Origin of the sequence: Alterluteimonas muca, from assembly GCF_021191595.1 — a bacterium.
GTDB classification, from domain to species: Bacteria; Pseudomonadota; Gammaproteobacteria; order Xanthomonadales; family Xanthomonadaceae; genus Luteimonas; species Luteimonas muca.
This window is the reverse complement of the sequence record NZ_JAIWPS010000001.1, coordinates 352,444-373,591: the sequence shown is the minus strand read 5'-3', so window position 1 is coordinate 373,591 and position 21,148 is coordinate 352,444. Positions and strand designations below refer to the sequence as shown.

Genomic DNA, 21,148 nt, shown 5'->3' with positions numbered 1-21,148 from the left:
GCGATAGAACGGATAAGCGAGTAGCAGGTCCGCGGATAAGCGGAAACATCGAGGCGGGTGCGGCCGCCTCGTTGCGTCACGGCCCGCGACGACGCGCACCGACCGGAGTGCCACGAACACACCGCTGTCGCCCTCGTGCATTCGCGCAGGCCCGCGGCAGAGAAACCTTCAGAGGCGTGCGCGTTGTGCCGCGAGCCCGTCGCGCTGCATGGTCCAGTCGGCCAGGCGCTGGCGCTCCTGCTCGACCACGGCGGCCGGCGCATTGGCCACGAATGTCGCGCTGCCGAGCTTGCCGTTGCACTTGGCGATCTCGGTTTCGACGCGCTTGAGCTCCTTGTCGAGGCGCACGCGCTCGGCATCGAGATCGACCAGACCTTCCAGCGGCACGAACAGGCGCAGCTCGCCGACCACCGCGGTTGCCGACGGCGGTGGATCGCCTTCGACGCGATCGATGCGCTCCAGCCGCAGCAGGAACTGCAGCGACGCGCCGAAGCGCTCGAGGCGCGCGACCTCCTGCGCACCGCCGCCCTGCACCAGCAACGGGACGTGGCGTGCCGGCGGTACGCCCAGCTCGCTGCGTACGCGACGCAGCGCCGACACCATCTGCTTGAGCCATTCGATGTCGCCTGCGGCCTGCGCATACGCCGCGACGTCAATGTCGCCGGCCTGCGGATAGGCCTGCAGCGAGATCGTCGCCGCGCCGATGCCCAGCCGCGGCGCCACCTGCCGCCACAGTTCCTCGCTGACGAACGGGGTCAGCGGATGCAGCAGCCGCAGCAGCGATTCGAGCACGTACAGCAGGGTGTGGCGGGTGCTGCGCGCGGCCTCGGCATCGTCGCCATTGAGTGCCGGCTTGGCGAGTTCGAGGAACCAGTCGCAGACCTCGTTCCAGGCGAACTCGTAGAGCGTCTGCGCCAGCAGGTCGAAGCGGTAGGCGGCGAAATGCTCGGCGGCCTGCGCGCTGGTCTGCGCCAGCTGCGCGAGGATCCAGCGTTCGGCATCGGTGCGCGGCTGCGGCACACCTGCGAAACGCGCGCCTTCGGTGTTCATCAGCACGAAGCGCGTCGCGTTCCACAGCTTGTTGCAGAAGTTCTTGTAGCCCTCGGCGCGGCCGAGGTCGAACTTGATGTCGCGGCCCGGGCCGGCCAGCGCGGCCATGGTGAAACGCAGCGCATCCGCGCCATGCGGGCTGATGCCCTCGGGGAATTCCTTGCGTGTCGCCTTCTCGATCTTCGCCGCCATCTGCGGCTGCATCAGCCCGCCGGTGCGCTTGGCGACGAGGTCGTCGAGGGCGATGCCGTCGATGATGTCGATCGGGTCGAGGATGTTGCCCTTCGACTTCGACATCTTCTGGCCGTCCTTGTCGCGGACCAGACCGGTGATGTAGACATCGCGGAACGGCACCTGCCCGGTCAGGCGGTCGGTGACCATGACCATCCGCGCCACCCAGAAGAAGATGATGTCGAACCCGGTGACCAGCACGCTCGACGGCAGGTAGTCGGCGAACCCGCGCTCGCGCATGGCGGCCTCGTCCGGCCAGCCCATGGTGCTGAACGGCCACAGTGCCGACGAGAACCAGGTCTCGAGCACGTCCGGGTCCTGGCGCAGCGCGACGTCGGCGCCCAGGCCGCTGCGCGCGCGCGCGTCGGCCTCGTCGCGCCCGACATGCACGTTGCCGGCATCGTCGAACCACGCGGGGATGCGGTGGCCCCACCAGAGCTGGCGGCTGATGGTCCAGTCCTGGATGTTGCCAAGCCAGTGGCGGTAGGTATTGATCCAGTTCGGCGGCACGAAACGCACCGACCCGTCCTCCACCAGTTGCAGGCCGCGCCGGCCCATGTCGTCCATGCGCACGAACCACTGGTCGGTGAGGTAGGGCTCGATGACCTGGCCGCTGCGGTCGCCACGCGGCACCTGCAGCCGGTGCGGCCTGGTTTCCACCAGCAGGCCGGCGGACTCGAGGTCGGCCAGCACCGCCCTGCGCGCGTCGTAGCGGTCGAGGCCACGGTAGGCCTCCGGCGCACTGTCGTTGACGGTGGCCGTATCGGTGAACAGGTTGATCATCGGCAGGCCATGGCGCTGGCCCACGGCGTAATCATTGAAGTCGTGCGCCGGGGTGACCTTGACCACGCCGGTGCCGAACGCGCGGTCGACGTAGTCGTCGGCGATCACCGGGATCCGGCGGCCGGTCAACGGCAGCTGCACGGCCCTGCCGATCAGGCCGGCGTAGCGCCGATCCTCCGGATGCACCATCACCGCGGTATCGCCGAGCATGGTTTCCGGGCGCGTGGTGGCGACGACCAGGTAATCGCGGGTCTCGCGCAGGGTCTCGTTGCCGTCGGCATCGTGCTCGACATGCTCGTAGCTCGCGCCGTCGGCCAGCGGATAGCGGATCGACCACAGGAAGCCGTCCTCCTCCTCGCTGACCACCTCGAGGTCGGACACCGCGGTCTGCAGGACCGGATCCCAGTTGACCAGGCGCTTGCCGCGGTAGATCAGGCCTTCCTCGTGCAGGCGCACGAACGCCTCGACCACCGCGGCCGACGGCGCCTCGTCCATCGTGAACACCTTGCGCGACCAGTCGCCCGACGCGCCAAGCCGGCGCATCTGCCGCTCGATGGTGTCGCCCGACTGCGCCTTCCACTCCCAGACCTTTTCGATGAACCGCTCGCGGCCCAGCGAGTCGCGGGTCTCGCCCTCACCGGCGATCGCGAGGTTGCGCCCGACCACCATCTCGGTCGCGATGCCCGCATGGTCGCTGCCGACCTGCCACAGGGTCCGGTACCCGCGCATGCGGTGGTAGCGGACCAGCGCATCCTGCAGCGTGTGCTGGAACGCGTGGCCCATGTGCAGCGTGCCGGTGACGTTGGGCGGCGGCAGCAGGATCGAGTAGGCCGGGCCGTCGCCCTGCGGCGCGAACACGCCGGAGGCTTCCCACTCCGCGTACAGGCGGGACTCGAAGGCACGGGGGTCGTAGCTGGAGGGAAGCTGGTCGGTCATGGCTGGCGGTTCGCGATGGTGACCGCCTTCCCCGCTGGGGAAGGCGCCGGGGACTGGGCCGGGGAACACGGAACGGCGGGCCCGCAGGACGCCTTCCCGGCACAACCGGTGGGATGACTTACATGTCGTGCTTGGCAGGCTCGATGCCGCGCGCGCGGTACTGCTTCCAGCGTTCGCGCAGCGGCTCGCGCGCGGCCGGATCGGCCGGCACCACCTCGAGCACGCGCTCGAAGCCGTCGGGCACCGCGGCATCGCGCAGGTTGATCACCAGCGCGCGCAGCGGCGGGTCGAACTCCGGCGTGGCGATCAGGACCGGGCACTCGTCGTCCTCCTCGTCACCGGCGATCTGGTGCGGGATGAAGACGTCGTCGCCCATGTCCCAGAGCTGGTCGTCGATCGCCTCGGCCTGGGCCTGGTCGCGTGCCAGCACCAGCGTCCACTGGCCGCTGTCGTAGGCCTTGCGTGCGAGCTCGGCGACCAGCCGCAACGGGTCGTCGCGGAAGCGCGGCCTGGCGATGAGGTAGAAGTCGGCGCGTGGCATCGGGAAGCCGGGCGTGGGAGCCGGAGCGGAACGGCGCGAGCGAACCTGCCGTTCCGCCCCGCTGCCGTCAGGCGGCCTGGTCCATCAGCCACTGCGACAGCAGGCCGACCGGGCGGCCGGTGGCCATGCCCATCTTGCCGCTGTCGCTGCCGCTGCCGGCGATGTCGATATGCGCCCAGCGCTGGCCTTCGGTGAAGCGCGAGAGGAAGCAGCCGGCGGTGATCGCCCCGCCCCAGCGGCCGCCGATGTTGTAGACGTCGGCGAACGCGGAATCGAGCACGCCCTGGTATTCGTCCCACAGCGGCAGGCGCCAGGCGCGGTCGAAGACCTGCTCGCCGGCGGCGAGCAGCTCGTTGGCGAGGTCGTCGTGCTTGCTCATCAGGCCGCTGGCCTGGGTGCCCAGCGCGATCATGCAGGCACCGGTCAGCGTGGCCACGTCGACCAGCGCCTGCGGCTCGAAGCGCTGCGCGTAGGTCAGCGCGTCGCACAGGATCAGGCGGCCCTCGGCGTCGGTGTTGCCGACCTCGATGGTCTTGCCGGACATGCTGGTGATGATGTCGGAGGGGCGGTAGCTGTTGCCGTCGATGGCGTTCTCGACCGCGGGCACCACCACGCGCAGGTTGATCGGCAGCTCCATGCCAACCGCCGACACGAACGTGCCGAGCACGGTGGCCGCACCGCACATGTCGAACTTCATTTCCTCGATGCCGCCCTGGGTCTTGAGGTTCACGCCGCCGGTGTCGAAGGTGATGCCCTTGCCGACCAGCACGTAGGGCTTCGCGTCGCCGCCGTTGTTCCACTCCAGCACGATCAGCCGCGGGGTGTTGGCCGAGCCGCGGGCCACCGCCAGCAGCGAGCCCATGCCGAGCTCCTCCATCTGCTCGCGCTCGAGCACGGTGCAGGCGGCCCTGTCGAAGCGTGCCGCGAATGCCTGCGCCTGCTCGGCGAGATAGGCCGGCGTGCAGATATTGGGCGGCAGGTTGCCGAGCTCGCGGGCGAACTCCACGCCGTTGGCGATGGCACGCCCCTGCGCGAGCGCGGCCGCGTCGTCACCGGCGATCGCCAGCGCCTTCAGGCCGGTTTCCTCGCGCTTGCGGTTCTTCGCGCCCAGGGTCGCGGTGTAACGGTAGGCAGCGTGGCCGGCGGCGACCACGGCCTGGCGCACGCGCCACGCGGTGTCATGGCCGGGCACGTCGAGCTCGGCAAGGGTCAGCAGGGCGCTGTCGACCGGACCGGTGCGCAGCGCGCGCACCGCGTCGGCGACCGCCTTGAGGTACTGCGGCGTAGCGAACTTGTCCGCCTCGCCCAGGCCCACGACCAGCACGCGCGGGGCAGCGACGCCGTCGAGGTCATGCAGCAGCGCGGTCTGGCCGGGCTTGCCGGTGATGTCGCCGCGCTCGATGAGCCGGGTGAGGCGCCCGCCGGATGCGGCGTCGATCGCCTGGGCGGCCGGCGACAGCTGCTTGCCGGCGAACACGCCGACCACCACGCAGCCGGTCTCGACGCCAGTGGTCGCTTGCTGGTTCAGGGTGAATTCGAGGGTCATCAAGGAGATTCCGTGGGGGTTGTGGGGGCCGGCCGCGCACTCGGCACGTTCTTTATCCGCATTCCCTACAATGGAGCGCTTGACCGCAGCCGAGGACCGGTGGCCTGGCGGCCGGCCCGCATGAAAAAAGCGCCCGGAATGGACCCCGTAGTCTAAAGCAACCCGCCAGACGATGCCGAAGCTCGATACCTACCTCTTCCGCGAATTCACCCAGGCCACCTTCGCGGTGCTCGTGGTGCTGATGGTCGTCAGCCTCGGCGGCGTGTTCGCCGACGTGCTCGGCGACATCGCCCGCGGCCGGGTACCGGCGGGGATGATGCTGTCGCAGCTCGGCCTGCAGGTGCTCAACTACCTGCCGCTGATCCTGCCGCTGGGGCTGATGATCGGCCTGCTGATGTCGGTCGGCCGGCTGTACCGCGATTCGGAAATGCCGGTGCTCACCGCCACCGGTGTCGGCCCGAAGCGGCTGCTGCGCCCGGTACTGATGCTGGTGGTGCCGATGGTCACCGTGATCGGCCTGTGCTCGCTGTGGCTGGGGCCGTGGGCGCGCGACTACTCGCAGCGGATGATCGCCGAGGGCAACCGCAGCCTGCTGCTGGCCGGGCTGGAAGCTGGCCGCTTCGTGGAACTGCCGGGCGGGCGCGGCGTGGTGTACGTGGGCGGCATGTCCAACGACGGCAGCCAGATGGCGCGCGTGTTCGTCTACCAGCAGGACGGTGAGCGCATGGACGTCACCACCGCCGCCACCGGCACCCTGCACCTCGAAGACAGCGGCCACCGCTTTCTCGAACTCGGCGACGGCTTCCGCGTCGAAGGGCCGCTGCGCGAGGGCCTCGACTTCCGGATGATGCGCTTCGCCAGCAACGAGCTGCAGTTGCCGGAAACCGATGGCCGACGTGACGACGACGATCCCGGCACGAGTTCGACGGTGGCGCTGTTCGGTGATGGCCGACCGGAAGCGCAGGCGGAACTGCACTACCGCATCGCGCCGCCGCTGCTGGCGCTGGCATTCGCGCTGCTGGCGGTGCCGCTGGCGCGCAGCCCGCCGCGGCAGTCGCGTTACGGGCGCACGATGCTGGCGTTCCTCGGCTATTTCGTGTCGATCAACCTGACGATGCTGGGCCAGGACTGGATCGCCGACGGCAAGCTCGCGCCGGGCCTGGGACTGTGGTGGCTGCTGCTGCCGCTGCTGGCGTTCGCGCTATGGGCGTATGCACGTGACGGCCGCCTGCGCCGCCCGCGGAGGCGCGCGGCATGAACCTGCTCCCGCGCATCCACACGCTGTATGTCGCCCGCGTGGTGACCGTCACCGTGCTGCTCACCTGGGCGGTGCTGGTCGGCGTGGACCTCGTCATCAGCGGCCTGCTGGCGGAAATCGACAACATCGGCGAGGGCCAGTACGGCGCGGTGTCGGCACTGACCTACGTGCTGTACACAGTGCCGCGACGCGCCTACATGATGTTCCCGACCGCCGCGGTGATCGGCACGCTGATGGGCCTGGGCCAGCTGGCGGCCAGTTCGGAACTGACCGCGCTGCGCGCGCTCGGGCTGTCGCGCCGGCGAATCAGCCTTGCCGCCGCCGCGCCGCTGGCGCTGCTGACCGTGCTGATGATCCTCAACGGCGAGACGCTCGGGCCGTGGGCGCAGCGCGCCGGCGACGCGATGAAAGCCGCGGCACGCTCCAACGACATGGTGGTTGCGCGCTATTCCGGCCTGTGGGCGCGAGAGGGCAATACCTTCCTCAACGCCCAGGTCGGCCAGCAGCGCGACGAGGGCGGCCGCCAGTGGCTCGAGCTCGGCGATGTGCGCCTGTTCGAGTTCGATGCAAACGGCCGTCTGGTGTCGGTGGCGCGCGCCGAGATCGCCGAGCACACCGGCGACGGCTGGTTGCTGCGCGATGTCGAGCGCACCTGGTTCGAGGAACGCGCGGTCACCCGCACCGAGGCGATGGAGGAAACCTGGGCCTCGCAGCTCGATGCCGCGGCGCTGGCAACCGCCGGCAACCTGTGGCGGCCGCGCTACCAGACCGCCGCCGACCTCAAGCGCGGCATCGACTATCGCCACCGCAACGCGCTCGACGCCTCGGAGTACGAGGAACACTACTGGGGCCGCTGGTTCTATCCGCTCAACGTGCTGGCGCTGTGCCTGGCGGCGATCCCGTTCGCGTTCGGCAACCTGCGCAGCGGCGGCCTGGGGCGGCGGCTGTTCGTGGGCGTGGTGTTCGCGCTGGGCTTCTGGCTGCTGCAGAACCAGTTCGTGCGCATGGCCAGCGTCTACCAGTTCGACTTCCGCATCGCCTACATGATCCCGCCGCTGGCGATGCTGGCGATCTCGTTCCTGCTGTTCCGCAGCCGCAGCGGCTGAGCCACCCCGCTCAACTGTCGGCCAGCAGCTCCATCGCCATCACGATCGCGTCCTCGCGGCCGTTGACGGTCGGGTAGTAGCGCGGTCGCCGGCCGATCTCGTTGAAGCCCTGCGCGTGGTAGAGCGCGATCGCCGCCGGATTGGACGGGCGTACTTCCAGGAACACCCGTTGCGCGCCATGTCCCTGCGCCAGCCGCAGCACCGTCTGCAGCAGGCGGCGGCCGTGGCCGCGCCCCTGGGCGGACGGGTCGACGCAGAGGTTGAGCAGGTGCGCCTCGCCCGCGGCGATGCTCAGCACCGCGTAGCCGATCACCTGCGCGCCCTCGTACAGCAGCCAGGCGGGATAACCGGCGCGGATGCAGTCGCGGAAGATGCCGGGCGTCCACGGGAACGGATAGGCGCGCCGTTCCACCGCCATCACCGCGTCGAGATCGTCCTCGCGCATCGGCCGCAGCGCCGGCGCACCGACACGATCGGCCGCCGGTGCGTTCACCGCCGGCGTGCCCGCAATGCGCGCAGGCGCGGCCACAGCGCGCGCTTGGCGGCCGGCGTGCGCAGCGCCTCGGGTGCCGGCCACTCACTGCACAGGCGCGCGGTGTCGCGGTCGTCGGGACTACGGCCGACGGCGCGCAACAGCGCCAGGTGCAGCGGATGCAGCGCTGGCGGGCGGTCCGACGGTGCCGGCGCCGGGGCGGGTGCAGCGACAGCCACCTCCTCTTCCACCGCTACCGGCTGCGATGCATCGAACGGGCGATAGAGCCGGTAACCCAGCTCGGCAAGCGCTTCGCGCTGGAAGCCGTCCCAGTTCATGCCGTGGCGGTCGGGCTGCGACGCCGGCGCCACAGCCACAGGACAGGCCCGGACAGCAGGTAGAGCGTGCTCGCCGCCAGCAGGGTCTTGGGCGGGTCGATCCACAGCGCGATCAGGATCGCCACCGCGATCGGCAGCGCCACGAACGGCACGCGGTCGGCCCTGGGGCCGGTGCCGCCGCCCTTGAAGCTCGAATAGCGGATGCGGCTGACCATCGCCAGGCCCGCCACCACGGTGACCGCCAGCGCCGGGTAGCGCAGGTCGATACCACGCAGCCCGAGCTCGTGGCAGGTCCACACGAAGCTCGCCATGACACCGGCAGCCGCCGGGCTCGCCAGGCCGACGAACCAGCGCTTGTCGACGGTGCCGACCTGGCTGTTGAAGCGCGCCAGCCGCAACGCCGCGCACGCGGCATACAGGAACGCCGCCAGCCAGCCGACCTTGCCCAGCGTCGGCCCGTCCATGCGCATCTCGATCAGCGCCCAGTGATACATCACCAGCGCCGGTGCCATGCCGAAGCTCACCAGGTCGGCAAGCGAGTCGTACTGCACGCCGAATTCGCTCTGGGTATTGGTCAGCCGCGCCACCCGGCCGTCGATGCCGTCGAGGATGCCGGCAACGAAGATCGCCACGCAGGCGGCTCCGAAGCGCCCCTGCGACGCGGCGATGATGGCGAAGAAACCCGCGAACAGCCCGCCCGTGGTGAACAGGTTGGGCAGCAGGTAGATGCCGCGGCCGCGCGATGGCAGCGGGGCGGCGGGGTCCCGATCGTGATCCATCGCCCAAGTCTAGCGGCTGCGGGGCCACCCGCGCTGCGTGCCGCTTGCGCCGGGGACGGGGCGGTGCTGCAATCCGGCGCACGTCACCGACCCCTCAAGGAGCTCCACATGCGCCATCCGCTCAACGGCCTCGCCCTCGGGCTTGTCGCCGCGCTGCTGGCCGGTGCCGCCGGCGCACAGGACATCTACCAGTGGAAGGACGCGCGTGGCGTCACCCATTATTCGGAAGCTCCGCCCAGTGGGGGAGAGAAGTACACCCACCGCCGGGTGACCCAGTCCGGCGCCAGCCCGGCGCAGCCGGCCAGCACTGCCGCATCGGCAGCGACCGCGACCGCCAGCGCCGCCGCGACGAATGATCCGCGCGCCGAACAGTGCCGCACCGCGCGCGCCAATATCGAGGCGCTCAATGGCGCGGGCCCGGTGCAGCAGGACGACGGCAGTGGCAATCCGCGTACGCTCAACGATGCCGAGCGCGCCGCGCAGCTGGAATTCGCCCAGGCCGCCGCGCGCGCCTACTGCGGCTGACGCATCCCCGGACGCCATTCCCGCGAGCCTCCCGGTCGTCATCCCCGCGAAGGGGATGCTCTCGACAGCCGAATGGGTGGTCGACCATGGACGTGCCGGGGCGAAGCGGCCTGGCGCCGCGCGCTCCCGCCTCGGCCGCTGATGCCCGGCACGGATAATCATCGCCAGCGCGCCCTCCGGCCGCGGCGCAGGTCGCGTGGCACAATGCCCGCCCCCTGATTCCCGACGCCTGCCATGCGCCTGTCGCAGTTCCATCTCCATACCAGCAAGGAAACCCCCGCCGACGCCGAGATCGCCAGCCACCGGCTGATGCTGCGCGCCGGGCTGATCCGCAAGCTGGCCGCCGGCCTCTATACCTGGTCGCCGCTGGGACTGCGCGTGTTGCGCCGGGTGGAAGCGGTGGTGCGCGAGGAAATGGAGGCCGCGGGCGCGGTGGAACTGCTGATGCCGTCGGTGCAGCCGCGCGAACTCTGGGAGGAAACCGGGCGCTGGGAGAAATTCGGCGGCCAGCTGCTGAAAATCCAGGACCGCAAGGAATCCTGGTACTGCTACGGCCCCACGCACGAGGAAGTCATCACCGACTTCGCGCGCTCGGAACTGGCGAGCTATCGCCAGCTGCCGGTCACCTTCTTCCAGATCCAGACCAAGTTCCGCGACGAGATCCGCCCGCGTTTCGGGGTGATGCGCGCGCGCGAGTTCCTGATGAAGGACGCCTATTCGTTCGATATCGACGATGCCGGCATGGCCGCGCAATACCGGCGGATGTACGACGCCTACGTGCGTATCTTTACCCGCCTGCAGCTGGAATTCCGCGCGGTCGAGGCCGATACCGGCGCGATCGGCGGCAGCGCCTCGCATGAATTCCACGTGCTGGCCGATTCCGGCGAGGACGCGATCGCGTTTTCCACCGCCTCGGATTACGCGGCCAACGTCGAACTGGCCGGGGCCGCGGAGCCGGCGCCACGGCCGGCGCCCGCGGAGGAAATGCGGCGGGTTGAAACCCCCACCCAGAAAACCTGCGAGGACGTGGCCGCACTGCTGGGCGTCCCGCTGGCGCGCACCGTGCGGACGGTGGCGGTAATGGGCGAGGACGGTTTCGTCGCCGTGCTGATGCGCGGTGACCACGCGGTCAACGAGATCAAGCTGGCCAAGCTGCCGGGGCTTGCCGAGTACCGCATGGCGACGGAAGCCGAAATCGCCGATCACCTCGGCAGCGAGCCGGGTTTCCTGGGCCCGGTGGCCCCTGCGCGTGCGATCCGCGTGGTCGCCGATCGCGAGGTCGCGGCATTGGCCGATTTCGTTGTCGGTGCCAACCAGCCCGGTTTCCACCTGGCCGGTGTCAACTGGGGGCGCGACCTGCCCGAGCCAGACCTGGTCGCGGACCTGCGCAATGTCGCCGAGGGTGATCGCGCACTGGATGGCGGCGAGATCCGCATCGCGCGCGGCATCGAGGTCGGCCATGTCTTCCAGCTCGGCCGCCGTTATGCCGAGGCCATGGGTTTCAGCGTGCTCGACGAACAGGGCAAGGCGGTGGTGCCGGCGATGGGCTGCTACGGCATCGGCGTGTCGCGCATCGTGGCCGCGGCGATCGAACAGAACCACGACGATGCCGGCATCATCTGGCCCGAGCCGATGGCGCCGTGGCAGGTGGCGGTGTGCATCATCAATCCCAAGCAGAACCCCGACGTGGACGAGGCCGCCGAGGCCCTGCACCGCGAGCTGCGCGCGGCCGGCCTCGACGCGGTACTCGACGACCGTGGCTTGCGCCCCGGCCCGATGTTCGCGGACATGGAACTGATCGGCATCCCGCACCGGGTGGTGGTCTCCGAGCGCGGGCTTGCGGCGGGCACGTTCGAATATCGCGCCCGGCGTGGCGGCGACGCGGAACATCTGGACCGCGGCAATCTGCGCGCACGGCTGGGGCTGGGCGAATAGTCCGGAGGCTGCGCGGCCACGCGGGTCTGCAGGGCGTATTCCGCAGCACCTCCGGATATGCCGCGACCGCATCAGGGCTGCCCATCGGCCCGCCACTGACTGATGGAAACGGGAACAACCGGCGCGGCCGATTTTTCCGTCTTACCTCCGGAAACCTCCGGCCGCATATTCCACCCGGGTTGCACCGGGGTTTCCCCGCCGTGCCTGCTTGCTTTACCATCGCCGCGCACACTGTCAGGACGACTCCCATTCCAACAACCATTTCCGGAGCAGCGCATGGCGATCGACCTCAATACCCTTTCTCCCCGTGAACTCGAATCACTGATCGCCCAGGCGCGCAAGCGCAAGACCACCCTGCAGAAGCGCAAGCCCGCCGCGAGCGTGCGCCGCAAGGTGGAGGCGCTGCTGAAGACCGAGGGATACACCGTCGCCGAGCTGTTCGGCACCGGTGGCACCGCCGGCAGCAGCGCGCCGCGCACGCGCAAGACCGCGGCCGCCGGCAAGTCCGCTGCTGGCCGCAAGCTCGGCAAGGTGCCGCCGAAGTACCGCAATCCGGCCAACCGGGATGAAACCTGGACGGGCCGCGGCAAGCATCCGCGCTGGCTGGCGGCGGAACTGGCGGATGGAAAGAAGATCGAGGATTTCCTGATCCAGTAATCGATCAGCGAAATGCAGAAAGAAGCGCCGGCCCAGTGCCGGCGTTTTCTTTGTTTGCTCCGGACGATCACAGACGCTGGACTGCCTGAGCGCCTACGGGGTGGCTCCGTTTCGATTTCGCGCTGCCCGTTGCGCGCACAGGGGATGTGCTCCCCCGGCCGGAGTCCGCGTCCAGCTACCACGGCCGGCCGCCGGCCATCCATGGCCGGCTGTCCGCACACCCCCTGTGCACGCAACGGGCCCAGACGTCCGCCGACACTGGCAGGAAGATCAACGGCGGTTGAAGCCGAAGTCCTCGGCTGACAGAACGGCCGATCGACCGTCGCCGTTGATCTCCGTCCCGACGCGACGACAGCTTGGGGCCCGCCGCGGCCGCAGGGGGATGTCCAGAGCCGGCCATGGATGGCCGGCGGCCGGATGTGGTAGCAGGACGCGGAGATATCCGGCTGGGCATCCCCCTGTGGCCGTGGTGGGCCGCCCAGACTCGAAGAACTTTCTCGATCGGCGGAAGACACCTTCCTTCGCGCATGGACCGGCGAAGCGCGGACACGATTACCGACAGCAGTCCCGATTACAGGCTTTTGCGCGCCGGCAGCAGCAGGTTTCCGAACATCAGGCCCGCGACCAGCGCCAGGATGATATTCAGCACGCCCAGCATCGCCTGCTGCCCCACCGCGACGTCCTGCTGCTGGAACAGGCTCATCAGGCCGCGCAGGCTGGCACTGCCGGGCACCAGCATGATGATGCCGGGCACGCGGATCACCGCACCGGGGCGGTTGGCCCAGCGCGCGTAACCGTTGCCGGCAGCGGTGACCAGCAGCGCGGATGCGAACAGTCCCACCGATGCCCCCAGCGCCAGGCCGACATACCGCGAGATCAGGTAGCCGCCGATCGCCGCCGACATCACCAGCACGTAGTCGCGACGCGGGGCCCGGAACAGCACCGCGAAGGCGAAGGCGGCCACCAGCATCGCGGCCCACTCCACCCAGTCCGGCTGCGGACGCCAGGCGCGCACCTGCGGCTCCACGCCGGCCAGCTGGGCCGCGGTCAGCGCGATCATGGTGCCGACGGTGAGTTTCATCACCGTGGTCAGCGCACCGGCAAACCGCACCGTTCCCGATACCAGGTGCTGGCTGGTCAGTTCGTTGACCGCGTTGGTCAGCGCCATGCCCGGCAGCATCACGATCAGCGACGCGATGATCACGGTGTTGAGGTTGAGCGGCGCGACATACCCGGCCACTGCGATCGCCACCAGGCCGGCGATCATGCCGGCGATCGCATCGGCGGATTCGCGCATGCGCACGCTGCGCCGGGTCACCGCATCGAGCTGGCCCAGCAGCACGCCGATCGCCGAGGCGGTGGCGATATCCAGCCATGGCAGCCGCCATAACCCGGCGATGCCCGCAGCGACCATGCCGTAGGCCAGCACATGGAACAGCCGGCCGCGCCAGTCCGGCCTGTGCAGGTCCAGCGCCAGCAGCGCGGCATGTCCTTCCGACAGGTCCAGGCGGCCGGCGACGACTTCCTCGGTGATCCGGTCCACCTCGCTGAGCTTGGACAGGTCGAGATCACCCGGCGCGGCGCGGATCACCCGGGTGGTGTCGCTGTCGCCCGGCGGCCGGTGCGGGTCGTTGAACGACAGCACCATGCCGGTGGGGTTCACCCATGGCTCGCAGTGCAGCTGCAGCTGTTCGCAGACGTCGGTGACCGCGCCTTCCAGGCGCTGTGCGGTGGTGCCGTAGGCATGCAGGTGTTCGGCCAGCTCCACCACGAAGGCGATGCGGGCGGCATATCCGTAGGTGTGCGGAGACGGGCGATCCATCGCCACAGGATCGCACGCGCGGCGCGTGCGTTGCTGCGATGCACAGCTTCACGACCCGATTGCGTACTCTATGCGGCACCGGCCCGCGCCGCCCGGACACATCCCTCCGCATGCCCGTTCCGTCCGCATGATCGACACCGCGCCCAGCTTCGACGCCGATCCCGACGGCCGCATGGTGCTGCGCGGGCGATGGACGCTCAGCCATGCCGGCGAGATCGGCGAGGCGTTGCGCGAGGCCCCCGAGGACGCGCACGAGGTGGACGCCACGCATATCGAACGCATCGACTCGGTGGGCGTGCTGCAGCTGCTGCGCTTCGCCCACAAGCGCGGCATCGATTTCGAGCAGTTCCGTTTCCGCGACGACCACCGCGCCTTGGTGGCGGCGATCGAGGACGTGCACGACGACCGCCCGGCGAAGAAAAAGGAGTACGGCTTCGCCGCGGCGCTGGGCCGGCTCGGCTACGCGATGGTCGACAACGGCCGCGAGATCATGGCGCTGATCAGCTTCCTGGGCGAGAACCTGATCAAGCTGATGCGCCTGATCAAGGAGCCGTCGCGCTTCCGGCTCACGCCCACCGTGGCGCACATGGAACAGGTGGGGCTGGATGCGGTGCCACTGGTGGTGCTGCTGTCGTTCCTGGTGGGCGCGGTCATCGCTTTCCTCGGCTCGACGATCCTTGCCGAGTTCGGTGCGCAGATCTTCGTGGTCGAGCTGGTCAACATCGCGTTCCTGCGCGAGTTCGGCGTGCTGCTGACGGCGATCATCCTCGCCGGCCGCACCGCCAGCGCGTTCACCGCGCAGATCGGGGCGATGGTCAGCCGCGAGGAAGTGGACGCGATCCGCACCCTCGGCCTCGATCCGATCGACCTGCTGGTGCTGCCGCGGGTGATCGCGCTCATGGTGATGCTGCCGCTGCTGACCTTCCTGGCGATGGTGGCGGGTCTCGCCGGCGGCCTGACGGTCGGCGTCTTCAGCCTCGAGATCCCGCCGCAGGGCTATCTCTCGCGGATGCAGGACACCTTCGAGCTGCGGCACATGCTGGTGGGCCTGTCGAAGGCGCCGGTGTTCGCCCTGCTGATCGCGCTGATCGGCTGCCTGGAAGGATTGCAGGTGGAAGGCACCGCACAGTCGGTGGGCGAGCGCACGACGTCGAGCGTGGTGCAGGCGATCGCGCTGGTGATCGTGCTCGATGCGCTCGCCGCGCTGTGGTTCATGGAGCTGGGATGGTGAGCACGAACGAGCGCGACGCCACGACCGCGCCGGACGCCGACGACGGGATCATCGTGCGCGTGCGCGGGCTGGAAAACCGGTTCGGCAAGCAGGTCGTCCACGAAGGCCTCGACCTCGACGTGCACCGCGGCGAGATCCTCGGCGTGGTCGGCGGCTCGGGCACCGGCAAGTCGGTGCTGATGCGCACCATCCTCGGCCTGCGTACACCGGATGCCGGCAGCATCGAGGTGTTCGGCATCGATGCGATCGACGCCGACGCCGCCGGGCGCTCGTATATCGAGCGCCACACCGGCGTGCTGTTCCAGGACGGCGCGCTGTTCTCGTCGCTGACGGTGGGCGAGAACGTCGAGGTGCCGCTGAAGGAGCACTACCCCGGCATCAGCCCTTCGCTGCGCTACGAACTGGCGCTGCTGAAGGTGAAGCTTGCCGGCCTGCCGGCGGATGCCATCGACAAGCTGCCGTCGCAGCTGTCGGGTGGCATGCGCAAGCGCGCCGGCGTGGCCCGTGCGCTGGCGCTCGATCCGCCACTGATGTTCCTCGACGAGCCCACCGCCGGCCTGGACCCGATCGGCGCGGCGGCGTTCGACGAGCTGATCCGCACCCTGCAGGAAGCGCTGGGCCTGACCGTGTTCCTCATCACCCACGACCTCGACACCCTCTACGCCATCTGTGACCGCGTCGCGGTGCTCGCCGACCGCAGGGTGCTGGCGATCGGCCCGCTGTCGGAAGTCGAACGCGTCGACCACCCGTGGGTGCAATCCTATTTCCACGGCCCCCGCGCACGCGCGGCGCGCGCCGCCGACGGCGCCACCGCGCCCGCACTGGAAGCCTGAGCATGGAAACCAAAGCCAATTACGTCCTGATCGGCGCCTTCACCATCGCGGTGGTGACATTCGGCCTGCTGTTCGCACTATGGGCGGCGAAATACGCCTCCGACCGCAGCTGGCAGGACTACGCGGTGGTCTTCAACGAGCCGGTCACCGGCATGTCGGAAGGCAGCAGCGTGCAGTACAACGGCATTGCGGTGGGCAGCGTGCAGAGCCTGCAGCTGGCACCGGACGATCCGCGGCAGGTGATCGCGCACCTGCGCCTGGATGCACGTGCGCCGGTGCGGACCGACACCCGCGCGCGGATGTCGATGACCGGCCTGACCGGCTCGCCGATCATCCAGTTGACCGGCGGCAGCCCGGAGCTGCCGCGGCTGGTCGACGTCTCCGACCGCGAGATCCCGATCATCCTCACCGAGCCGTCGGCGCTGCAGAACATCTCCGATACCGCCAACCGGCTGGTCGAGCGCCTCGACCAGGTGCTGAGCGAGGAGAACGTCGCCCGTATCTCGCAGACGCTGACCCATATCGAACAGGCCACCGGATCGATCGCCGCCGGCCGCGAGGACATCCGCGAACTGCTGGCCTCCGCGCGCGCGGCCAGCGTCCAGCTGGAGCAGACGCTCGCCACCACCAACCAGGCGGTGGAGACCATCGACCGCGAACTGGTGCAGGAGCTACCGGGGATGGTCGATCGCCTCAACAACTCGCTGGCGCAGTTCGATTCCGCCACCGGCGGCGCCGACGCGATCCTCAACGAGAACCGCGCCGCCATCCACAGCTTCGCCAACGACGGGCTGTCGCAGCTGGGGCCGACGCTCACCGAGCTGCGCAGCCTGGTCCGCGACCTGCGCCGCATCAGCGACCGCCTCAACGGCAACCCCACCCGGTTCCTGCTCGGCGGCGACGCACCCAAGGAGTTCGACCCCAATGAATGAAGAACAGGGAGCCCGTGCCCCAGGATCAGCCCACCGTGTCCAGTGGAATGACTCCCGCCCGGCACCATCGCCCCTCTCCCGCAGGCGGGGTGAAGAGGCGCGCCTGCGAGCCATTGGCTCGCGTGTCGATGAACGCCCTCGCGGTGACGCGAGGGCCGGGGCGCGGAGCGGAGGATGGGGTGAGGGCAACACGCCCGCCAGAAGCGCCTTCCAGATCCTCTGCACCGCCTGCCTTCTGCCCATCCTGCTCGCCGGCTGCAGCCTGCTCGGCGGCGGTTCGCGCGAGCCGGTGACCACCTGGTCGCCGGTGGTGGAGACGCGCAGCGATCCCGCGTGGCCCGCGGTGGACTGGCAGCTGACCATCGTGCCGACCACGGCGCCGCGCGTCGTCGACAGCCCGCGGATCTCGGTGCGCCGCACGCCGTCGGAACTGCAGGTCTACGCCGGATCGGTCTGGGCGCAGCCGGCCACCGAACTGGTGGAACTGGCCCTGCTGCGAACATTCGAGGCGTCGGACCGCATTCCCGCGGTGGCGACCTCGGGCGCGGGCATCCGCGCCGACTACAAGCTGGTGCTGGACCTGCGCCGCTTCGAGTCCGATTACGCCGGACGCGACATTCCGCAGGCCACCATCGAACTCGGTGCGCGCCTGCTGCACAACCACGACCAGCGCGTGGTCGCCTCGCGTACCTTCCTGCAGACCGTGCCGGCGACGGGCACCGCGGTGGAGAACGTGGTCACCGCGTTCGAAGAGGCGCTGGCCGCACTCGGCCACGACGTTGCCGGCTGGACGCTGGTGAGCGGCGATGCCGACGTGCGCGCGCCTGCCGTGGTGGCGCCCCGTACGCAGCGCTGACCGCGCCTGCCGCTGCCGCCGTCAGCCGACGGCGGCATCGCTGGAGTCAGGCCGGAACGACAGCGTCGCGATCACACCGCGCGTCGCTCCCGGCACCACCCGCACGCTCCAGCCATAGAGGTCGCACAGGCGGCGAACGATCGACAGGCCGATGCCGCCGCCCTGCGAATGCTCCGCATGCGAGCCACGGTATCCGCGCTCGAACAGCCTTGCCGCATCCTCGGCGCTCAGCCCCGGGCCGCTGTCGATCACCTGCACCGCATCGTCGAGCACCCGCACCACCACCTCGCCCGACGGCGTGTACTTCACCGCATTGCCGATCAGGTTGCCGAGCGCGACCGCGACCGCGGCTTCCGGCGCATCGACGACCAGGCCGCCCTCGCCTTCCAGCCGCAGTTCCAGCGGCTTGCCGCCCACCTGCGCGCGGTGCGCTTCGAGCAGCTGCTCGGCCGCGCGCGCGATGTCGGTATTGCCGTGCCCGCGCTCGGCGCGCGACAGCAGCAGCAGCGCGCTGATGAGGTCGGTGCACTGCTGTTCGGCGCGCTGGATGCGCAGCAGCCGCGCACGGGTCTTGTCGTCGAGTTCCGGCCGCGCCAGCAGCAGCTCCACCGCACCGCGGATCACCGCCAGCGGCGTGCGCAGTTCATGGCTGACGTCGGCATTGAACTCGCGGTCGCGCTGCACCACCTCGGTCAGGCGCGCGGAATAGTCGTCGAGCGCGCTGGCAAGCTGGCCGACCTCGTCGTCGGGGAAATGCGATGCCAGCGGCACCGGCTGCGCGGTGCCGCCCGACTGCCGCAGGCGCTGGGCGAGTTCCGATACCGGGCTCATCACCCGCGACGCCGCCCACCAGCCCACCAGCAGCGACAGCAGCGAGAACACCAGCACCGATCCGTAGATGGCGCGCTGGAACTGTTCGTCGCCGCGCATGGTCTGGGTCATGTCGTAGGCAAGGAAGAACCACTCCTCATCGGTCTTGCGCACCGCCAGCTTGTAGGCGAACGGCTGGCCCAGCTCGTCGGTGCCGCCCAGGGTATGGATGCCGGTGCCGAGCTCCACCCATTCCGGGAAGTCGCGGCGCAGGCGGTCGATGCGGTCGGGCGTGAACACGTAGCCGCGCATCTGCTGCACCGGCAGGTCCGGGTTGCGCGTCGGGTCGCTGTAGTAGAGGTGCGCGTACTCGTCGATGTTGCGGTTCATCACGTCCTCGACCAGCGCGTTCTCCACCCGGTTGCGCGCGTACTGGGTGGCGAACGCGAACAGCAGGGTCAGGCCGAGGCCGAGCAGCAGGAACGAGAGGATGATGCGGCTGCGCAGGCGCCGCCGGTAACGGCGGGCCCCGCGCAGCGACGCCGTCGAGGCGTGCCGGTCAGCTGCCGCCATCGGGGGCGGCGATCCGGTACCCGATGCCGTGGCGGGTCTGGATGTACGGGGTGTCGAACGGCTTGTCGATCACCGCGCGCAGGCCATGGATATGCACGCGCAGCGAGTCGGAATCGGGCAACTCCTCGCCCCACACCCGGGTTTCCAGGTCCTGGCGGGTGACCACCGCCGGCGAGGCCTCCATCAGCGCCTGCAGGATCTTGAGCGCGGTCGGGTTGAGCTGCAGCAGCTTGCCCAGCCGGCGCACCTCGAGGGTGTCGAGGTTGTATTCGATCTCGCCGACCTCCAGCACGCGGGTCTGCACCCCGCGACCGCGGCGCGACAGCGCATTGAGGCGGACTTCCACCTCCTGCAGCGCGAACGGCTTGACCAGGTAGTCGTCGGCACCGGAATCGAAGCCGGCGAGCTTGTTGTCGAGCGAATCGCGCGCGGTGAGCATCAGCACCGGGGTCTGCTTGCGCGCGTCGTTGCGCAGCTTGCGGCAGACCTCGAGGCCGTCCATGCCCGGCAGGTTGAGGTCGAGCACGATCGCGTCGAAGTCGTGCACCACCGCCAGGTGCAGGCCGGTCACGCCATCGGCGGCGAAGTCGACGGTATGGCCACGATCCTCCAGGTAGTCGCCCAGGTTGGCGGCGATGTCCTGGTTGTCTTCGATCACGAGTATGCGCATGGGAGGCCGTTGCGTTGAGGGGCGGACATACTGGGCTGCAGGTCACGGCGGTGCCGTGAACGGCTGCGGGCATGGCGCCGGAAGGCGCGCGACATGAGCGCCGATTCTGGCACACGTCCGACGCGTGGACCCCGGCCCTCGTGATGGCCGCCGCAGCCGGACACAAAAAGACCCAGGCGGGGGAACGCCGCCTGGGTCGAAAGGTTACCGCCCCGATGACCATCGCCCGAGCCGGTTGCCCGGCTGCCGACCATGTGTGGCGACCATAGCCCGGCGCCGGTTACAGGCCGGTTAACCCGCCGGTACGCGTGCGTTACGGCGACGCTTCGGGGGGATCCGCACCGGGCGCGCGGCCACATGCGCGGCGACGTGCTCGACCACCAGCCCGGCCACGTCGACGCCGGTTGCACCCTCGATGCCCTCGAGGCCGGGCGAGGCATTGACCTCGAGCACCAGCGGGCCGCGGGCCGAGCGGATCAGGTCGACCCCGGCCACGCGCAGCCCCAGCCCCTGCGCGGCGCGTACCGCCAGCGCCTGCTCGTCGGCAGAGGCGGTGTCGGCGGTACCGGTGCCGCCACGATGCAGGTTGGAGCGGAAATCGCCGATCGGCGCCTCGCGCCGCATCGCCGCGACCACGCGGTCGCCGACCACGAAGCAGCGCAGGTCGCAGCCGGCCGCCTCGCCGATGAATTCCTGCACCAGGAAGGTCGCCTGCAGCCCGCGCAGGGTTTCGATGACGCTGCGCGAGGCCGATGGCTTCTCGGTAAGCATGACCCCGGCGCCCTGGGCGCCTTCGTTGAGCTTGATGATGTGCGGCGGCGGGCCGAGCATCGACAGCAGGTCGTGGGTGTCGTCGGGGTTGTCGCCGAACACCGTGACCGGCAGGCCGATGCCCTGCGCGGCGAGGATCTGGTGCGCGCGCAGCTTGTCGCGCGCGGCGCCGATCGCGGCAGACGGGTTCGGCGTGTAGGCGCCCATCAGCTCGAACTGGTGCAGTACCGCGTTGCCGTACCGTGTGACCGACGCGCCGATGCGCGGGATCACCGCATCGAAGTCCGAGATCGGGCGGCCCTTGTAGTGCATCGCGAAACCGTCGCAGGCGATGCGCAGGTAGCAGCGCAGCGGGTCGAGCACGCGCACGGTATGGCCGCGGGTGCGCGCTGCCTCGACGAGGCGACGGGTCGAATACAGCCGCGTGTTGCGGGAGAGGATGGCGAGCTTCATCGACCGTGCCGGGTTTTCGGGCGGCCGTTATATCCCACCG

General features: G+C 69.7%; 19 protein-coding genes. 9 read left to right on the top strand and 10 right to left on the bottom strand.

The window, feature by feature from the left end; translation table 11 throughout:
- Positions 1 to 168: 168 nt before the first annotated feature.
- From LDO11_RS01660 to LDO11_RS01650, 3 genes are all read right to left on the bottom strand, one after another.
- Positions 169 to 3,000 carry a valine--tRNA ligase gene (locus LDO11_RS01660; protein ID WP_232140000.1) on the bottom strand — a complete coding sequence of 944 codons (2,832 nt, stop codon included), beginning with the start codon at positions 2,998 to 3,000 and terminating at the stop codon, positions 169 to 171.
- 118 nt (positions 3,001 to 3,118) lie between these two features.
- Entirely contained in the window at positions 3,119 to 3,541 is a 423-nt protein-coding gene (locus tag LDO11_RS01655) for a DNA polymerase III subunit chi (protein WP_129134990.1), read from the bottom strand.
- Between the two features lie 67 nt (positions 3,542 to 3,608).
- Positions 3,609 to 5,087, bottom strand: coding sequence for a leucyl aminopeptidase (locus tag LDO11_RS01650; protein WP_232139998.1), 1,479 nt, complete (start codon positions 5,085 to 5,087; stop codon positions 3,609 to 3,611).
- Between the two features lie 172 nt (positions 5,088 to 5,259).
- On the opposite strand from LDO11_RS01650, the gene lptF reads away from it, so the two are divergent.
- The gene (gene lptF / locus LDO11_RS01645; RefSeq protein WP_232139997.1) at positions 5,260 to 6,345 is read left to right on the top strand and encodes an LPS export ABC transporter permease LptF; all 1,086 of its coding nucleotides are present in this window, start codon (positions 5,260 to 5,262) and stop codon (positions 6,343 to 6,345) included.
- On the top strand, positions 6,342 to 7,451 hold the full coding sequence (gene lptG, locus LDO11_RS01640; RefSeq protein WP_232139996.1) for an LPS export ABC transporter permease LptG: 1,110 nt from the start codon (positions 6,342 to 6,344) through the stop codon (positions 7,449 to 7,451). The genes lptF and lptG overlap by 4 nt, the downstream gene beginning before the upstream one ends.
- A gap of 10 nt (positions 7,452 to 7,461) precedes the next feature.
- Here lptG and rimI read toward each other — a convergent pair whose 3' ends face one another.
- The 3 genes from rimI to pssA are packed head-to-tail and all read right to left on the bottom strand — an operon-like array spanning position 7,462 to position 9,040.
- Complete coding sequence (gene rimI / locus LDO11_RS01635) at positions 7,462 to 7,896, bottom strand: ribosomal protein S18-alanine N-acetyltransferase (protein ID WP_232140319.1); 435 nt, start codon at positions 7,894 to 7,896, stop codon at positions 7,462 to 7,464.
- A 44-nt stretch (positions 7,897 to 7,940) separates the two neighbouring features.
- The gene (locus LDO11_RS01630; protein ID WP_129134986.1) at positions 7,941 to 8,261 is read right to left on the bottom strand and encodes a hypothetical protein; all 321 of its coding nucleotides are present in this window, start codon (positions 8,259 to 8,261) and stop codon (positions 7,941 to 7,943) included.
- Positions 8,258 to 9,040 (bottom strand): CDP-diacylglycerol--serine O-phosphatidyltransferase, encoded by a 783-nt coding sequence (gene pssA / locus LDO11_RS01625; RefSeq protein WP_129134985.1) that lies wholly within the window; start codon positions 9,038 to 9,040, stop codon positions 8,258 to 8,260. Before pssA ends, LDO11_RS01630 begins: the two co-directional genes overlap by 4 nt.
- A gap of 108 nt (positions 9,041 to 9,148) precedes the next feature.
- On the opposite strand from pssA, the gene LDO11_RS01620 reads away from it, so the two are divergent.
- The 3 genes from LDO11_RS01620 (at position 9,149) to LDO11_RS01610 (ending at position 12,157) form a co-directional block, all read left to right on the top strand.
- On the top strand, positions 9,149 to 9,565 hold the full coding sequence (locus LDO11_RS01620) for a DUF4124 domain-containing protein (protein ID WP_232139995.1): 417 nt from the start codon (positions 9,149 to 9,151) through the stop codon (positions 9,563 to 9,565).
- A gap of 234 nt (positions 9,566 to 9,799) precedes the next feature.
- Positions 9,800 to 11,500: a proline--tRNA ligase gene (locus LDO11_RS01615; protein ID WP_232139993.1), complete on the top strand. Its 1,701-nt coding sequence runs from the start codon at positions 9,800 to 9,802 to the stop codon at positions 11,498 to 11,500.
- A gap of 276 nt (positions 11,501 to 11,776) precedes the next feature.
- Entirely contained in the window at positions 11,777 to 12,157 is a 381-nt protein-coding gene (locus LDO11_RS01610; RefSeq protein ID WP_232139992.1) for an H-NS histone family protein, read from the top strand.
- Positions 12,158 to 12,728: 571 nt separating this feature from the next.
- Here the strand turns inward: LDO11_RS01610 and LDO11_RS01605 are convergent.
- A complete protein-coding gene (locus LDO11_RS01605; RefSeq protein ID WP_232139990.1) occupies positions 12,729 to 13,979 on the bottom strand; it encodes a threonine/serine exporter family protein in 1,251 nt (416 codons plus the stop codon).
- Positions 13,980 to 14,106: 127 nt separating this feature from the next.
- Here LDO11_RS01605 and LDO11_RS01600 point away from each other — a divergent pair, with 127 nt between their 5' ends.
- The 4 genes from LDO11_RS01600 (at position 14,107) to LDO11_RS01585 (ending at position 17,831) form a co-directional block, all read left to right on the top strand.
- Positions 14,107 to 15,210, top strand: a complete 1,104-nt coding sequence (locus LDO11_RS01600; protein WP_232139988.1) for an ABC transporter permease — start codon at positions 14,107 to 14,109, stop codon at positions 15,208 to 15,210.
- The gene (locus LDO11_RS01595; RefSeq protein WP_232139987.1) at positions 15,207 to 16,043 is read left to right on the top strand and encodes an ABC transporter ATP-binding protein; all 837 of its coding nucleotides are present in this window, start codon (positions 15,207 to 15,209) and stop codon (positions 16,041 to 16,043) included. The genes LDO11_RS01600 and LDO11_RS01595 overlap by 4 nt, the downstream gene beginning before the upstream one ends.
- Positions 16,044 to 16,045: 2 nt before the next feature.
- Complete coding sequence (locus tag LDO11_RS01590) at positions 16,046 to 16,975, top strand: MlaD family protein (RefSeq protein WP_232139986.1); 930 nt, start codon at positions 16,046 to 16,048, stop codon at positions 16,973 to 16,975.
- 214 nt (positions 16,976 to 17,189) lie between these two features.
- Positions 17,190 to 17,831, top strand: coding sequence for an ABC-type transport auxiliary lipoprotein family protein (locus LDO11_RS01585; RefSeq protein ID WP_232140318.1), 642 nt, complete (start codon positions 17,190 to 17,192; stop codon positions 17,829 to 17,831).
- Positions 17,832 to 17,852: 21 nt separating this feature from the next.
- Here the strand turns inward: LDO11_RS01585 and LDO11_RS01580 are convergent, their stop codons facing one another.
- The 3 genes from LDO11_RS01580 to rimK all read right to left on the bottom strand — a co-directional run bounded on the left by LDO11_RS01580 (position 17,853) and on the right by rimK (position 21,108).
- Positions 17,853 to 19,214, bottom strand: coding sequence for a sensor histidine kinase (locus LDO11_RS01580; RefSeq protein ID WP_129134976.1), 1,362 nt, complete (start codon positions 19,212 to 19,214; stop codon positions 17,853 to 17,855).
- Positions 19,201 to 19,884 carry a response regulator transcription factor gene (locus LDO11_RS01575; protein ID WP_129134975.1) on the bottom strand — a complete coding sequence of 228 codons (684 nt, stop codon included), beginning with the start codon at positions 19,882 to 19,884 and terminating at the stop codon, positions 19,201 to 19,203. The genes LDO11_RS01580 and LDO11_RS01575 overlap by 14 nt, the downstream gene beginning before the upstream one ends.
- A gap of 291 nt (positions 19,885 to 20,175) precedes the next feature.
- Positions 20,176 to 21,108: a 30S ribosomal protein S6--L-glutamate ligase gene (gene rimK, locus LDO11_RS01570; protein WP_232139985.1), complete on the bottom strand. Its 933-nt coding sequence runs from the start codon at positions 21,106 to 21,108 to the stop codon at positions 20,176 to 20,178.
- Positions 21,109 to 21,148 lie beyond the last annotated feature (40 nt).

Coding starts and splice junctions, on each gene's coding strand:
- LDO11_RS01630 (WP_129134986.1), bottom strand. CDS start 8,261: ATGAACTGGGACGGCTTCCAGCGCGAAGCGCTTGCCGAGCTGGGTTAC.
- rimK (WP_232139985.1), bottom strand. CDS start 21,108: ATGAAGCTCGCCATCCTCTCCCGCAACACGCGGCTGTATTCGACCCGT.
- LDO11_RS01655 (WP_129134990.1), bottom strand. CDS start 3,541: ATGCCACGCGCCGACTTCTACCTCATCGCCAGGCCGCGCTTCCGCGAC.
- LDO11_RS01620 (WP_232139995.1), top strand. CDS start 9,149: ATGCGCCATCCGCTCAACGGCCTCGCCCTCGGGCTTGTCGCCGCGCTG.
- LDO11_RS01605 (WP_232139990.1), bottom strand. CDS start 13,979: ATGGATCGCCCGTCTCCGCACACCTACGGATATGCCGCCCGCATCGCC.
- LDO11_RS01600 (WP_232139988.1), top strand. CDS start 14,107: ATGATCGACACCGCGCCCAGCTTCGACGCCGATCCCGACGGCCGCATG.
- rimI (WP_232140319.1), bottom strand. CDS start 7,896: ATGCGCGAGGACGATCTCGACGCGGTGATGGCGGTGGAACGGCGCGCC.
- LDO11_RS01650 (WP_232139998.1), bottom strand. CDS start 5,087: ATGACCCTCGAATTCACCCTGAACCAGCAAGCGACCACTGGCGTCGAG.
- LDO11_RS01610 (WP_232139992.1), top strand. CDS start 11,777: ATGGCGATCGACCTCAATACCCTTTCTCCCCGTGAACTCGAATCACTG.
- LDO11_RS01580 (WP_129134976.1), bottom strand. CDS start 19,214: ATGGCGGCAGCTGACCGGCACGCCTCGACGGCGTCGCTGCGCGGGGCC.
- lptF (WP_232139997.1), top strand. CDS start 5,260: ATGCCGAAGCTCGATACCTACCTCTTCCGCGAATTCACCCAGGCCACC.
- LDO11_RS01615 (WP_232139993.1), top strand. CDS start 9,800: ATGCGCCTGTCGCAGTTCCATCTCCATACCAGCAAGGAAACCCCCGCC.
- LDO11_RS01575 (WP_129134975.1), bottom strand. CDS start 19,884: ATGCGCATACTCGTGATCGAAGACAACCAGGACATCGCCGCCAACCTG.
- lptG (WP_232139996.1), top strand. CDS start 6,342: ATGAACCTGCTCCCGCGCATCCACACGCTGTATGTCGCCCGCGTGGTG.
- LDO11_RS01660 (WP_232140000.1), bottom strand. CDS start 3,000: ATGACCGACCAGCTTCCCTCCAGCTACGACCCCCGTGCCTTCGAGTCC.
- pssA (WP_129134985.1), bottom strand. CDS start 9,040: ATGGATCACGATCGGGACCCCGCCGCCCCGCTGCCATCGCGCGGCCGC.
- LDO11_RS01590 (WP_232139986.1), top strand. CDS start 16,046: ATGGAAACCAAAGCCAATTACGTCCTGATCGGCGCCTTCACCATCGCG.